The 13,781-nt window shown below is 43.9% G+C and carries 17 protein-coding genes; 8 read left to right on the forward strand and 9 right to left on the reverse strand.

What is annotated here, in order from left to right; translation table 11 throughout:
* Positions 1 to 140 precede the first annotated feature (140 nt).
* Positions 141 to 1,187: an alpha/beta hydrolase family protein gene (locus ACXAGP_RS13135; RefSeq protein WP_475261926.1), complete on the forward strand. Its 1,047-nt coding sequence runs from the start codon at positions 141 to 143 to the stop codon at positions 1,185 to 1,187.
* Positions 1,188 to 1,236: 49 nt separating this feature from the next.
* Here the strand turns inward: ACXAGP_RS13135 and ACXAGP_RS13140 are convergent, their stop codons facing one another.
* Positions 1,237 to 1,818 carry a superoxide dismutase gene (locus ACXAGP_RS13140; RefSeq protein WP_475261928.1) on the reverse strand — a complete coding sequence of 194 codons (582 nt, stop codon included), beginning with the start codon at positions 1,816 to 1,818 and terminating at the stop codon, positions 1,237 to 1,239.
* A gap of 264 nt (positions 1,819 to 2,082) precedes the next feature.
* Between ACXAGP_RS13140 and ACXAGP_RS13145 the strand changes: the two genes are divergently transcribed.
* A complete protein-coding gene (locus tag ACXAGP_RS13145) occupies positions 2,083 to 2,427 on the forward strand; it encodes a Grx4 family monothiol glutaredoxin (protein WP_338293527.1) in 345 nt (114 codons plus the stop codon).
* 57 nt (positions 2,428 to 2,484) lie between these two features.
* On the opposite strand, the gene ACXAGP_RS13150 is transcribed toward ACXAGP_RS13145, so the two are convergent.
* Entirely contained in the window at positions 2,485 to 2,679 is a 195-nt protein-coding gene (locus tag ACXAGP_RS13150; RefSeq protein ID WP_475261929.1) for a (2Fe-2S)-binding protein, read from the reverse strand.
* A 350-nt stretch (positions 2,680 to 3,029) separates the two neighbouring features.
* Here ACXAGP_RS13150 and ACXAGP_RS13155 point away from each other — a divergent pair, with 350 nt between their 5' ends.
* Entirely contained in the window at positions 3,030 to 3,635 is a 606-nt protein-coding gene (locus ACXAGP_RS13155) for a peroxiredoxin (RefSeq protein ID WP_338293526.1), read from the forward strand.
* Positions 3,636 to 3,719: 84 nt separating this feature from the next.
* Here ACXAGP_RS13155 and rnt read toward each other — a convergent pair whose 3' ends face one another.
* Complete coding sequence (rnt, locus tag ACXAGP_RS13160; RefSeq protein WP_475261930.1) at positions 3,720 to 4,343, reverse strand: ribonuclease T; 624 nt, start codon at positions 4,341 to 4,343, stop codon at positions 3,720 to 3,722.
* A 292-nt stretch (positions 4,344 to 4,635) separates the two neighbouring features.
* Here rnt and ACXAGP_RS13165 point away from each other — a divergent pair, with 292 nt between their 5' ends.
* Positions 4,636 to 5,496, forward strand: a complete 861-nt coding sequence (locus tag ACXAGP_RS13165; protein WP_475261931.1) for a flagellar protein MotY — start codon at positions 4,636 to 4,638, stop codon at positions 5,494 to 5,496.
* A 274-nt stretch (positions 5,497 to 5,770) separates the two neighbouring features.
* Here ACXAGP_RS13165 and ACXAGP_RS13170 read toward each other — a convergent pair whose 3' ends face one another.
* Positions 5,771 to 7,069, reverse strand: coding sequence for a GntP family permease (locus tag ACXAGP_RS13170; RefSeq protein WP_475261932.1), 1,299 nt, complete (start codon positions 7,067 to 7,069; stop codon positions 5,771 to 5,773).
* Positions 7,070 to 7,231: 162 nt separating this feature from the next.
* Positions 7,232 to 7,741: a protein tyrosine phosphatase family protein gene (locus ACXAGP_RS13175; protein ID WP_475261933.1), complete on the reverse strand. Its 510-nt coding sequence runs from the start codon at positions 7,739 to 7,741 to the stop codon at positions 7,232 to 7,234.
* Between the two features lie 171 nt (positions 7,742 to 7,912).
* Here ACXAGP_RS13175 and ACXAGP_RS13180 point away from each other — a divergent pair, with 171 nt between their 5' ends.
* Positions 7,913 to 8,062: a hypothetical protein gene (locus ACXAGP_RS13180; protein ID WP_475261935.1), complete on the forward strand. Its 150-nt coding sequence runs from the start codon at positions 7,913 to 7,915 to the stop codon at positions 8,060 to 8,062.
* On the opposite strand, the gene chrA is transcribed toward ACXAGP_RS13180, so the two are convergent.
* The 3 genes from chrA to gloA all read right to left on the reverse strand — a co-directional run bounded on the left by chrA (position 8,059) and on the right by gloA (position 10,660).
* The gene (gene chrA / locus ACXAGP_RS13185) at positions 8,059 to 9,210 is read right to left on the reverse strand and encodes a chromate efflux transporter (RefSeq protein WP_475261936.1); all 1,152 of its coding nucleotides are present in this window, start codon (positions 9,208 to 9,210) and stop codon (positions 8,059 to 8,061) included. The genes ACXAGP_RS13180 and chrA overlap by 4 nt on opposite strands.
* Position 9,211: 1 nt before the next feature.
* Entirely contained in the window at positions 9,212 to 10,210 is a 999-nt protein-coding gene (glpQ, locus tag ACXAGP_RS13190) for a glycerophosphodiester phosphodiesterase (protein WP_475261938.1), read from the reverse strand.
* Positions 10,211 to 10,273: 63 nt separating this feature from the next.
* The gene (gene gloA, locus ACXAGP_RS13195; RefSeq protein WP_475261939.1) at positions 10,274 to 10,660 is read right to left on the reverse strand and encodes a lactoylglutathione lyase; all 387 of its coding nucleotides are present in this window, start codon (positions 10,658 to 10,660) and stop codon (positions 10,274 to 10,276) included.
* A gap of 233 nt (positions 10,661 to 10,893) precedes the next feature.
* Here gloA and ACXAGP_RS13200 point away from each other — a divergent pair, with 233 nt between their 5' ends.
* The 3 genes from ACXAGP_RS13200 to ACXAGP_RS13210 all read left to right on the forward strand — a co-directional run bounded on the left by ACXAGP_RS13200 (position 10,894) and on the right by ACXAGP_RS13210 (position 12,730).
* Positions 10,894 to 11,919, forward strand: coding sequence for an SAM hydroxide adenosyltransferase (locus tag ACXAGP_RS13200; protein WP_475261941.1), 1,026 nt, complete (start codon positions 10,894 to 10,896; stop codon positions 11,917 to 11,919).
* Between the two features lie 266 nt (positions 11,920 to 12,185).
* Positions 12,186 to 12,398, forward strand: a complete 213-nt coding sequence (cspE, locus tag ACXAGP_RS13205; RefSeq protein WP_475261943.1) for a transcription antiterminator/RNA stability regulator CspE — start codon at positions 12,186 to 12,188, stop codon at positions 12,396 to 12,398.
* Between the two features lie 149 nt (positions 12,399 to 12,547).
* Positions 12,548 to 12,730: a hypothetical protein gene (locus tag ACXAGP_RS13210; protein WP_475261944.1), complete on the forward strand. Its 183-nt coding sequence runs from the start codon at positions 12,548 to 12,550 to the stop codon at positions 12,728 to 12,730.
* A gap of 13 nt (positions 12,731 to 12,743) precedes the next feature.
* Here ACXAGP_RS13210 and ACXAGP_RS13215 read toward each other — a convergent pair whose 3' ends face one another.
* Positions 12,744 to 13,724: a helix-turn-helix domain-containing protein gene (locus ACXAGP_RS13215; RefSeq protein WP_475261946.1), complete on the reverse strand. Its 981-nt coding sequence runs from the start codon at positions 13,722 to 13,724 to the stop codon at positions 12,744 to 12,746.
* Positions 13,725 to 13,781: the final 57 nt, after the last annotated feature.

Raw genomic sequence — 13,781 nt, forward strand, 5'->3', positions numbered from 1 at the left:
CAAAAATAACAATGTATCAAATAATGTCTTACTGATACCAGGTGTAGAAATTACCCCGTCTTCCAGGCATACTCTGGATTAAAATTTATTGCTTTTAAGTGATTATTATTTACACCTGATTGATATTAAAGGGAATTTATATGCTTAAACGACTAATTAGTCTTACTCTTATTGCTACATTAACGGCCTGCTCCAGCACTTCTATTGAGTCTGAACAAAGGAGTTCGCAAGCACAACAAGTGCCAAGCAAGGCCACACCATTGCTTGAAACTGGTTATCATGTTGATGCCATTAACCGGGTAGGGCGGGCAATACCTTTTGCAGGGTATGCTGCCTGGCTGCAAGACGTAAAAACAAATAGCCCAGCCCGGTTTCTCAAAGGTTTTGAACGAACTCTTGATGCTGAAAAAACAGATAGAGTACTTAAAAACACGGAAAGTTACTGGATGAATTATCAATCTGATGGCTTAAAAATATCCGGTGTAATGGCCTGGCCAAAAAACTGGCAAGGCGGCAAGCTGCCGGTGGTGATCTACAACCGTGGCGGCAATTTCAGACACAACGTTACACGGGTGACTTTAGCCAATCGATTGTTGCCCATTGCCGAGCAAGGCTACCTGGTACTGGCGTCCAATTATCGCGGCTCAAGATACAGTGAAGGCAAAGATGAGTTTGGTGGAGCGGACGTTAACGATGTTTTGCGTTTAATTGAAATCGCCAAGACTATCCCTAATGCTAACCCCGATAAGATCGCGCTTTTTGGCTGGAGCCGAGGGGGGATGATGACCTGGCAAACAATGCGCCAAAATACAACTGATATAGACGCAATGATAGTTGGGGCTGGCGTAGTAGAGCAAGCGCCGGAATTGCTGCGCCGTCCGGAAATGGAACGCTTGATGAAACACATGATCCCCGGATTTGAACAGAATAGAGCAGCGGAGCTGAGTAAACGTTCAGCCGTTTATTGGATGGATGAACTCAATCATGATGTGCCGATTTTATTGCTACACGGGGATAAAGATTGGCGTGTGGATGTATCACAATCACAGCGAGCCGCAGAGCGTCTTAAAGAGCTGAATCATCCTCATGAGCTGGTGGTGTACCCCGATGGTGACCATGGTCTTTCTAAGCATCAGGAAGACGTTCAGCAAAGAATCATTTCATTCCTCAAAGAACATTTACACTAGACACAAAAAAGCCCGCGACAGCGGGCTTTCTTATTGTATCAGGAATGATTTACGCGAAGTTTTCCGTAGCAAAGTCCCAATTAACCAACGCCCAGAAAGCTTCCATGTACTTAGGACGCAAGTTGCGGTAATCGATGTAGTAGGCGTGTTCCCACAAGTCTACCGTCATCAATGGTGTAACGCCTTCTTCAGTCAAAGGAGTTGCCGCGTTGCTGGTGTTAACTATGTCTAAACTGCCATCGGCAGTTTTAACCAACCAAGTCCAGCTGGAGCCGAAGTTGTTTACCGCTTTGTCGTTAAACGCTGCTTTGAACTCATCGAAGGAACCCCACTTTGCATTAATGGCATCTGCCAATGCACCAGAAGGCTCACCGCCACCATTTGGGCTTAAGCTATTCCAGTAAAAAGTGTGATTCCAGATTTGTGCAGCGTTGTTGAATACACCGCCAGTAGAATTTTTAACAATCTCTTCCAGAGATTTGTCTGCCATGTCAGTACCTTCAACCAGACCATTGAGTTTAGTCACGTAAGTGGCATGGTGTTTACCGTAGTGGAAGTCCAGAGTTTCTGCAGAGATGTGTGGTTCTAATGCATTCTTTTCATAAGGTAATGCGGGTAATTCAAACGCCATAATAATCTCCAAATAATCGGCTGATGAGTTCGTGAAGCACAATCCTAGACCCTAAATCGCAGGATGAAAAGGCAGAGTGCGGGATTTCTTAAAAAGAAAAATTTTAACTATTTCCGTTCCGGTATATAGGTACGCTTTAAAATATTTAAACCGATCACTTTAAATTTTGGTATGAAAAGCAGGTTGCGTGGCAGGCTGGATCTTGAAAAAATGCCAATCACCGCAATTATGGTTGCAACAGTCAGTAAATAACAGGACCAGACAATGGAAACGCTAGATAAAATCAAACAGCAGATTGCTGAAAACCCGATCCTTCTGTACATGAAGGGCTCACCTAAACTGCCAAGTTGCGGTTTTTCTTCTCAGGCAGCGCAAATCATGATGAGCTGTGGAGAGCAGTTTGCTTATGTAGACATTTTGCAAAACCCCGACATTCGTGCCGAGTTACCAAAATACGCAGAGTGGCCGACTTTTCCTCAGTTATGGGTGGAAGGTGAGTTGATTGGTGGTAGTGATATCCTGCTGGAAATGTATCAGCAAGGTGAGTTACAACCATTGATTAAAGAAGCGGCTGAGCGCGCGAATAGCGGTGACAGTGCAGAGAGTTAAAAATGCTTGAGGGCCGCGGGCCCTCTACAAATCTCAGAAGGACAATTTAGGAGTAGCTTAGCAAACCTCTTTAAATAGTGACTCGTCCAGAATCGTGCTATCAATAATTTGCTGAGTGATTTGAGTACATTTACCACATTGATTTGCGATAGACATGTGATTGCGCAGATCGCGAATATTGCCAGCACCCTGCTCAGTGACGGCTTGTCTAATATCTTTGTCGGTAATTGCGTTGCAAAGGCAAACGTACATCAATAATTCCTGAAAATAGTTAAAGTGAACTCATATCGGCTTTTTGGTAAATTTGGAGATGCAAATCATTCTCACTTGCCGATACAAATGATAATAATTGTTATTTAGAAAAATGCAAGGGCTAACTTGTATTATTTTTCTGCACTTCAGCATCAAAACTTTTTGTTTGTGCTATGTTTTCGAACAAGTGATTAGAAACTCAACAGATGATTGGAATAATCGAATCATTTGATTGAATTAATAGATTGGTTTTTATTGAACCGTCCTTATATCCTTCCCGTATTCGATTTTGTATTCTCGCAGACGCTGCGTCTGTGAGAAAAATTAGTTAACTATTATTGGAGAATATAATGAGTGTACTAGTAGGTCGTCCGGCTCCTGATTTCACTGCTGCAGCAGTACTGGGTAATGGTGAAATTGTTGACGAATTCAACCTTGCCGAAGCTATCAAAGGCAAAGCAGCTGTTGTTTTCTTTTATCCTTTAGATTTTACCTTCGTATGTCCTTCTGAGCTGATCGCTTTCGATCACCGCTATGAAGAGTTCCAAAAGCGTGGTGTAGAAGTGATCGGTGTTTCTATCGACTCACAATTCACTCACAACGCATGGCGTAACACTGCCGAGAAAGACGGTGGTATCGGTCAGGTTAAATACACTTTGGTTGCAGACGTTAAGCACGAAATTTGTCAAGCATACGACGTTGAGCACCCAGATGCAGGTGTTGCATTCCGTGGTTCTTTCTTAATCGACAAAGAAGGTATGGTGCGTCACCAGGTAGTAAATGACTTGCCATTAGGCCGTAACATCGATGAGATGCTGCGTATGGTTGATGCTTTGAACTTCCACGAAGAGCACGGTGAAGTGTGCCCGGCTGGTTGGTCTGAAGGCAAAAAAGGTATGGATGCAAGCCCTGCTGGCGTTGCAGCTTACCTGTCTGAGAACGCAGAAGGCCTGTAAGGCTCCGTTCCCAATAGATACTAAAAACCCGGCAGCTGCCGGGTTTTTTAATGGTTTCTGTTTTTAGTGTTCTAAATTTCTTGCTTATAGCGGCCAGCCACCTAAGTGTTTTACCCGGTTAACGATTTTACAGAAAAGCTGTGCGGTTTTTTCTGCATCATATAATGCTGAGTGCGCTTCTTCCTGATCAAAGGCAATACCAGCTTCCTCGCAAGCTTTTACCAATACCGTTTGACCATAAATGAGCGCTGACAAACTGGTAGTATCAAACGAGACAAACGGATGAAAAGGACTGCGTTTGATATTTTGTCGCTCGGTGGCAGCATTTAAAAAGCTCATGTCGAAAGCGGCATTGTGCGCCACCATGACACAGCGCTGACAATCGGCATCTTTTTGGTGCTTGCGTATTTCCTTGAACATTTCTTTAAGTACGACTTCTTCTGATACGGCACCGCGCAATGCACAATGTGGGTCGATTCCATTGAAGTCCAAGGCTGATTTTTCCAGATTCGCGCCTTCAAAAGGTTCTACATGAAAATGAATAGTTTTATCGATGGACAAAAATCCTTCGTAATTCATTTTCAATGTAACCGCTGCGATCTCCAGTAATGCATCGGTTTTGGCGTTAAAGCCTGCTGTTTCGATATCTACAACGACGGGGAAGTAACCGCGAAAACGCTCGTTAATAGCGTGTCCATCATCCTGCATAGTAATCCTGACTGAGATCCTGAGAATCAAAAACCCTGATTATTGCAGGCTTAGAGCCACTTATCCATGTTTAATCTAGCGGTTGCTCAGTGAAGCAGCAATTTACGATAACAAATTAGGCAAACTTACTTTTGCGCTGTTAAACTGAACAATGTAAGTATGCGGTTGAGAGCCAGGTTGTTTTTTTAAGTTCAACCTTTTTTTATTATGGTCGATACAGGGTGTGGAGAGAGCAGCAAGCGTTGTTTGCTGTATTAGACGGTAATAAAAGAAAAGAATAAACGAGGCAATAATGAAAAAGTTATTGGCATTGTTATTAGTCATGCCCCTATTGGCGAATGCCAGTTTGCGGCAATACAAAGCGGACGTGGAAGAGTCCAATTGGTTCAATGACCAACCCAATCGGCTGCAGTGTACATTGAACCATCGCATTCCGGGATACGGTACGGCGTCTTTTACCAGTATGGCCAGTAAAATTCTGAACATGGAATTTAACCTGGATATGCTGCGCTTGCCTAAGAATTACGGCGTAGCTGCAGTGTACTCAGTGCCGCCAAAATGGATGCCGGGACTGATGCACAAAAATATTGCGGATATGACTATTCGCAAGCAATTCGATGGCGACTTACCCGAGCAAGCCGCTTGGACAATGTTATCTGAGTTGGAGAAGGGCTTTTGGCCCACACTTTATTATCAGGATTGGTACAGCGAATACGATAAGGTGGCAGTGGCGCTAAACGCCAGTAATTTTCACGAGCCCTACGAGCAGTTTGTCAATTGTGTCTCTAATCTGTTGCCCTTTAGCTTCGACGACATTAAATACACAGTGTTAACTTACAAGTTCGGTGGCTCCGAATTGACTAAGGCCTCCAAACGCAAGCTGGATATGATTGGTGCTTATCTGCAAGAAGATCCGGAATTGGAGTTAGTGTTGCTAGATGGTTATACCGATAGTTACGGTGGTAAGTCTAAAAACCAGGAAGTTTCGGTACAACGGGCTGGCGCCATTCGGGATTATTTTGTGGGATTAGGCGTCGACTCTGGGCGAATTGATGTTACTGGTCACGGGGAACGTCGTCATGCTTCCCCCAATAGTACATCCAGCTCACGGGCGAAAAACCGACGGGTCGTGATCCGCATGCAGAAGGTATAGACCTGACATTTCTTGAGAAAGCCGCTATCAAGCGGCTTTTTTTATGCGTAATCGTTGTCCTTGTAGGTCGAACTTTAGTTCGAAGACGGTGTGTGCTTTAACCAAGGCTGTCCACATCGCCGTTTAAATGTTCCCGACATAAACGGCATACATCAAGTCTTTGTAGGTTGAGCTTGAGCACCATGGATGGCGTGAATGCCCGTTTATTTGTAGGTCGAACTTTAGTTCGACGACAGTGTGTGGTTTAACCAACGCTTTCCGACTAAAGTCGAATCTACAAAATCGAAAACAGAGCAACGGCTAACATCAAACCTACTAGTGGAATAACGACAGTCAACGCAGCCACAGGCCAATATGCTTGCTGGTGGGTTTCGCCACAGATGGCGCGAATAGTGGTCACGATATAGCCATTGTGGGGTAGGGTGTCGATGGCACCAGATGAGATAGATACAATGCGATGTAATTGCTCGGGATTCACTCCTTGCTCTAAATAATGCGGCCCAAGCAGTGGCATTGCTATCGCCTGACCTCCAGAAGCTGACCCCGTTAATCCTGCTATTACACTCACGGCCACCGCCGCCCCTACGAGTTCATTGCCGGGTAAGCTGGTCATCACAGATACGGCGCTTTCGAACGCCGGAGTCACTTTTGCCACCGAACCAAAGCCCACTACCGCAGCGGTATTACCAATTGCCAATAGCGCGCCCACCGTGCCCTGATTCACCGCGGAAGAAATATCTTTGAAACGTTTAAAGTTGAGCACCAGCAAGGTGAGCACTCCACCACCAAGCGCCACAATCAGTGCCAGTTGCTGAATGGATTCATGAAAGGCGAATGATAGCCCCAATACCACAAACAAAGGTAAGATGCTGAGCCAAAAGTTTGGTAACTCACGCTGCTCAGTGAGGTCGGGATCGCTTTCCCGGCTTTTAAATCGCTCGCCATTAGCCACGGCGTTTTGGATCATTTTATTCAGCCACCAAAACCCCCAAACTGCCATAAACAAAGACACCACCAGGCTCACTTCCCAGGCGGCAAAAGGGGATGTACCCAGATATTTAATGGGGATCCAGTTTTGGATTTCCGGAGAGCCAGCACTGGTCATGGTAAAGGTCACTGAGCCAAACGCCAACGCCGCCGGAATAAAGCGGCGGGGAAGGTTAGCATCTTTGAATAAGCTCAGCGCCATGGGATACACCGAAAATGCCACCACAAAAACACTGACACCGCCATAGGTTAACACCGCACAAGCCAATACGACTGCAACGACAGCGTGCTTTTTACCCAGTTTGCCAATGATGGTATTGGCAATCGCATCAGCACAACCTGTGTCTTCCATGAACTTGCCAAATAAGGCTCCCAGTAAAAACATAAAAAACCAGGCGGCAACAAAGCCGGAAAAGCCATTCATATAGCTACTGACGAAATTATTGTCTCCCAAAAATACGGGCAAGCCGGAAAACAGTGCCGTGAACAGCGCACATAAGGGAGCGGCAATAAACAAATTAAAACCGCGAATGGTAAGGAAGATCAAAAGGGCAAGGCCACCGAACAGGCCAATGAAACTCATCATGGTAAGACTATTTATTGTTGTTTTTGTTTAGTTTGCGAGATAACGAGAAAAAAATCGAGGGGTCAGAGTCAAATTAAATTGGTCTCAAAGTCTTACTTTTAAATCGTTAACTTGCTTTTCATTTATTTTGACTCTGACCCCTACACGATCAAACGAGTTATATCATTGAGCGTCGAGCAGACTCTCTACATGGCCTCTAAGTGATGTCATACCTGACTCAAGGCCAATAATGATGGCTTCTTCTTTAGACTTGTCGTTGTTCCAAAATGCGTCCAAAGCAAACATGGCTCCTACGCGATTGCCACTACCACAATGCAAAAACACACCATCCTGATGTTCGTTTAACGCCGCGTGAAAGCGTGCCACGTTTTCCTGTGATAAAGCATCTTTGCTATCAATGGGGATATGCAAATAGTTCATACCCAGTTGTTCCACTAGCGCAGCTTCGTCAAAGTCGCTGAACTCACCTTCACCACGGAAATTGATGATGGTTTTAACCCCGCTTTTGGCCAGAGCTTCAAGTTCAGCTTTATCGGGTTGGCCTCCGGTGTAAACCTGATTTGGCAGTTGCTTTAAGTTCTTAATATCAGGCAGCGAATCTGCGCATAGGGCAAACGAAAACAGGCTGAAAGAGATCAGCAGGATGATTTTAGAAAATGGTGTTGCTTTCATAAGAAGGTTCTCATGTCCTGAAACGGTAATTGTAGTTTAGTCGTTAAATCATTATTTACGATATTGGCTGTGCTTTGGTTTTTTGGGTGATGAAAAAGGCTCAAGTATTTTTGCATTTTGGCCGATAGCATAAGCAGAGCAAGTGATTTTAAAAAATAGCAAGGTAACCTAATGAACATAAGCAAAAAAGCAGACCAAGGGCCGTTAGAAGCATTTCGCAAATTCATCTTTTTGAGCTGTAATTCCATTGGCTTTGGCGCCGCCGCCTACCTGATTTTTCTGGCGTTTGTCACGGTACAAACCGGTTCTGCGGGCTATTAAACTAACAGGGTAGCCCCGGCTAATACATAAAATCCAACCAGCCACATCACCGGGGCTTTGATGGACTTCAAAAGCCAGAGCCCCACAATTACCAGCACCATTTCTATCGCCCCATTGACTGCACTGATAAACACTGGTTGATACAGCGCACTAAGTAATAATCCCGTAACGCAGGCATTAATACCCAGCATTGCACCTTGTAATTTTGGGTTGTCAGATAAGGATTGCCAGGATTTCAAAAATCCAATAAGCAATAAAAACCCCGGTAAAAAGATCATCAGGGTGGCAATACTTGCTCCCAATAAAGGTGTTGCAGGTAACCAGTGATAACCTAACCAGGTGGCAAAGGTAAACATGGGACCAGGAATAGCCTGTGCGGCGGCATAGCCCGACAGAAATACATCGTTACTGATAGTATCACTCAACATACTTTGCAACATGGGCAGGACCACGTGTCCACCACCAAACACCAGGCTACCGGCGTGAAAAAAGGTATTTGCCATGGCCAGTTCCGGTGCAATGTGAGCAGCAAACGGTAAACCCAATAGCATTAAGCCAAAGAGCAACAGTGCCAGGGAATTGGGTTTGACGGCAGATGTTGGTTTGTTTTGCGGCGCTGCGCTGGCCTTTAACCAAATCAGACCCACCACAGCACAGATTAACAATAACAACATTTGCAGCATGAGTGATGGTAATAAAATACAGCTCGCAGCAGTAACAGCGAACAGTGTCTGGGCGATTTTGTTTTTACAGAAGCTGTTAAACATACCCAAAGTGGCATCTGCCACCACCACTACTGCCAGTATTTTTAAGCCTTGCACAATGCCATGGTAGACAGGCGAGTCACTTAACACGGCACCAAAGCTGGCCAATAATAAAATGATGATGACCGAGGGTAGGGTAAATGCCACAAAGGCTGCTATACCGCCAGCCAAACCTGCCATGCGATAGCCGATGGCAAAACCCGTTTGGCTTGAGCCAGGGCCTGGCAGGAATTGTGACAACGCGACTATTTGGGCGTAGTCTGCTTCACTTAGCCAGTTGAGTTCATCCACGAAACGCTTTTTGAAATACCCAAGGTGAGCGGCTGGGCCACCGAAACTAATGCAACCCAACAACAGAAATTGTTTAAACACGGTGAAAAGCATATTAGTTTTCCTTGTTTACCTCGAGGTATTGTACAACTGTACCAGTGAAGTCGGTAAATACCCCATCTACTTTGGCAATCTGGAATAGGGCATCCAATAATTCTTGTTCAGAGATCCCTGTTGGCAGTGCATCTGTACGAAAAGTGTATGGATGAACTAACAGTCCAGCGACTTGTGCTCGCTCAGTATAACCGGTAGTAACATATTGATCTTCTTTCAAGCTCAGGATTTGTGGTATCCAGGGACCAATGCCGTCGGCCACTGCTGCGATTTCTGAAAGTCCTTCTGGGGTTTTTAAATACTGGTAATTCGTATCCGATTCACCCCAGTCATTTTCTGCAATAAGTTGTACAAGCTGTGTTTTCAGTCCCAGTTCCCGGCGCAAGCGTTTAGTGTGTTTAAAATCAAAACACTGCACAAATACCTTGGCTTTTTTGTGATTGAGGTTATGTTTATTCAAGCTATTAAGCAGAATTGCGGTAATGTCCTGGCCTTGGTCGAGGTGCCATTGGGGGGCTTTGATTTCGATATACCAACCGACGTTTTTATTCAGTTGACGATTTAGTTGCTGAATAATCTGAATGTGCTCTGCCAGTGTTGCTATCTGAAATCCGGCTTTGCCTCTAAAGCGGTTTTCATACACTTGTTGTTGTTCTGTATTGGTGCGTTCTGTAACTTGCAGGGATTTGAGTTCCGTGAGATTGAAGTCAATGGCGTAATAGCGACCATCCTGGCGTTTTCGGTTCGGGAATTTTTGCGCCACATCGGTAGTGGTATCAATGTGAATATCATGTAATACCATCAGGTACCCATCTTTACTGAGCACCAGGTCTTGTTCTACATAATCTGCACCTTGCATATAAGCCATGACTAAGGCTTCATTGGTGTGCTCTGGCAAGTAACCTGAAGCGCCGCGGTGGGCGATGACCAGAGGCTTTGCCAGTAGGGTAAAGCTACATACAAAGAAAAAAAGTAGCGCAGCAATGGTTTGTTTATTCATGGCTAAGATTTGAGGTGTTTTTCAAGAAAATGGATACATTAGCCTTACCCTACAGTATGCGGATTAACTTTTGATTTCAATCAGCTCAATAGCATAACCGTCGGGGTCCCGCACAAACGCGATAACGGTACTGCCGCCTTTTACCGGGCCGGGCTCGCGGTAAACATCTCCACCTCGCGCTTTGATGGTGTCGCACATGGCGTATATGTCTGTTACGGCAAATGCTACGTGCCCATAGGCATTGCCCATCTCGTAATTGTCTGTATCCCAGTTCCAGGTGAGCTCCAAAACCGCCTGCTCTGACTCATCCCCATAGCCCACAAACGCCAGGGTATAGCGGTATTGCTCGTTATCGCTTTTGCGCAACAGCTTCATGCCCATAACATCTGTATAAAAAGCGATAGATTTGTCCAGGTCGGCAACACGCAGCATGGTGTGCAGCATTCTCATAATAACGGTCCTTTTTTCTATCGAATTATCTAAGGTCCGAATTCTACAATAGTCTCGGCCATTTATTGAAACAATTCCCTCATGAATCATTCGTGACACAGAGCTTTACAATTGATCCGTTGAGTCTGTTTTTGCAGATCACTATGGTTTCACATCTTGAGTTTTATGATGAATAGCTATCTGCTTGTTTTATCTGCCGAAGGATCTCAGTTTAAAAAGGAAACATAATTTCAATGCAACGTTTCACTCTCTTACTTCTCATTTTTTTATGCAGTTCATGTTTGGCCTTTATCGCTATGGCCAACGCGCAAGAGACTGTTTGGGATAAAGCCTATGATGATGAAACCCAAAAGCGTTTTATTCCGGTAGAGCTTTTTACTGGTTCGAACTGGGATGGACAACATGAGCTGACTTTAAAAGAGGTTGATGCTAAAGCTTGTGCAACTGTGAGCGGTAAAAACAGACCATGCGATACTTATCATGTTACCGGACCTTTTAAAACCAAGGTCAATGACACCAAGATTGAATGGGTAGGCAACGAAATACCCTATTATCGCAGAGTATTTGAAACTAAAAATACAGGCCAAGTTGAATCATTTTTTACTATCAATAATAGCAAAGATGGACTGGTAAGGATCTACGACAAACGCAAGCAATGGGGGGCTCGTACTTATGACGGCTTGGGCAGTAAATTCCCTCTGGGGTATTGGAAACAAGGGGAAGTGCGAATATACGGCTCTAAAAGACCAGTCAAAATAGAAATTATTGAGCTTGACGGAGCAGACCATTGCCTGACATTTCGATGGGTAATAGGACAAGGTAAAAAGCGCAATCAGGATAATACTTATACGTTTTGTCCGAAGCGTGGATTTACCAATATTCGACACAACAACGTATCGCAGGAAATGACTTTTCAACACAATGCAATTTTTTCTGAAGGAATTGTTCAAGGGATTATTACTGAAGTCGATTCACGATTTGGAAACTTGAGGACCAACATTCAAGCAAAACTATTGGCAGAAGCGGACATAGCACAAGGGGATTTAGTGTGTGTACGAATACATAAATTTGAAAGCGAAAAATTTGATGCTATTTTACCGTTTGTCGAGGCATTTAACAGCGTTTCACCTAACAAACCTTTGGTCTACCTGAACAGTAGCTCTAGCCTGTCATTAGCTGTAAATAACGCTAATTTTGCCAAGAAATACAATATTGGTTCAGGCGCGCAGTGGCGCATACAAATTCGCAAATGTACCTAAGGTAGTGATTGTTGCACTTTGAAAAACATCAAAAGCGCGTTTAAATTTTATCCAATAACTTTCCAATAATAATAGACATTGGCATGTAATCCCTGTATCGTGGCTGGGCTTTAGATTGTAAATCTTCTCTACTACTGCGCTGTACCCTCTTTAATCTTCTTTTTAATCCAAAGGCTTTTATCGATATACATGCTTTACTAGCCAGATCGTTCTATCGCTTCATCGGTGATTTCACCAAACAAAAAGATTTTTAAAAGGTAATTATTATGTCAAATTCAGTAACAGGTACGGTTAAGTGGTTTAACGAAGAAAAAGGTTTTGGTTTTTTATCACCAAGTGACGGTGGTAAAGACGTTTTTGTTCATTTTCGTTCAATTGCATCGGAAGGCTTCAAAACCTTAGTTGAAGGCCAAAGCGTTACATTTAACGTTGAGCAAGGCCAGAAAGGCCCTCAAGCCAGCAACGTTGTTGTAGGCTAAGCGACACCACTCTATATTAAAGGCCGAATTTTCTTCTCGGCCTTTTGCTCCCCCACAAAGATTCAAATTTATTTTCAATTCTTAGACCTGTTTCCGAAACATTACAGTGTATCCGGGAAACTCCTCTCATAATTCAAGGAAGTTATTTAATGTCATACTATTTTGAAGGGCACCACTATTCTGCCGCCTTACCTATTGCATCGATATCTATCAACAAATGTAATGTGGTATTCACTGACCAAACTCGTCAACAAAAGCTGCGTTTTAGCAATAACCTGCAAAGTCGAAGATTTGTTGAATGGCTGGTAAATCTCACACAATTTGAAAATTAAATAGTGTTTATGGTTAAGGCGATTTGCTGTCCAATAAACCCATTAGTCCTACCATTGAAGCAAATAGTACCGCCGCAACCGGAAAGACTATCCAGGTAACACCCCATTGCATTGTCCAAAGGCTCCAACCCAAATAGATTGCAATAGCAAGGGGCCAGAAGAAGGGGGCAAGTTTCATTGCATGTATTTCACTCTGGCTTAATCCGCGCTTTTTGTCGCCTTCATTCAAGATGTGTTTGTATGCTTCATATTCGCTGGAAGCGGGAATAATGACAGCCAAACCCACCGCCACGATAAACAGCAGTACTGCTAACATAAGAAAAATCAAATCAGCGCGCCCAGAATATATGGCGGTTAATATAAGCGGAGCGGAACTCAAGATAAATAAGGTGATGGCCAGCGATAATCTGTTGTTGTAGCGAGGGGTAAATGAGTGCAGCTTTTCTGTAAACGCACTGTGCACACCATAGGCCAACTCAAACTCGTTATTTTCTATTGGAGCAAGTAGCGCATCATATTGTGTTGTTTTGATGAGTAACCGTATTCCCGCAGCAACCATCAGTAAAATCAAAATCAGACCAATACTGGTAGCAGCATTGACATCCAGACTCACACTTCCGGCCCTCGCTAAAGCTAAGAGGAAAAACATCGGCGCGGCTGAACAAACCAGTAATGCCACTCCTTTCACGATGAGATTCGCTTTTAGTTTATGAAAATCGACATATTGGATTGCCTGTTCCAAATCCACACCGGGTAATGTTGACTCTGAGCTACTGTCCAGATACTCCTCTGTTTCAATTTCATCTTTTAGTAAAAAGTCAGTGGTTACATTAAAAATGTTGGCCATCTGAATAATTTTATTGAGTTCGGGAATGCTTGTTGTGCTCTCCCATTTAGATACAGATTGCCTGGAGACCGCCAATTTCTCTGCGAGTTCTTCTTGCGACCAGCCAAATTTCTTTCTTAGTTTGCTAATTTTTTCTGATAGGAGCATGTTTGTTTCTCGGTTAATCAAATTTCCCACAGATTAGGCAGAGTAGGGGTTGCACAC

Source organism: Planctobacterium sp. AWM4_229 (genome assembly GCF_056160305.1).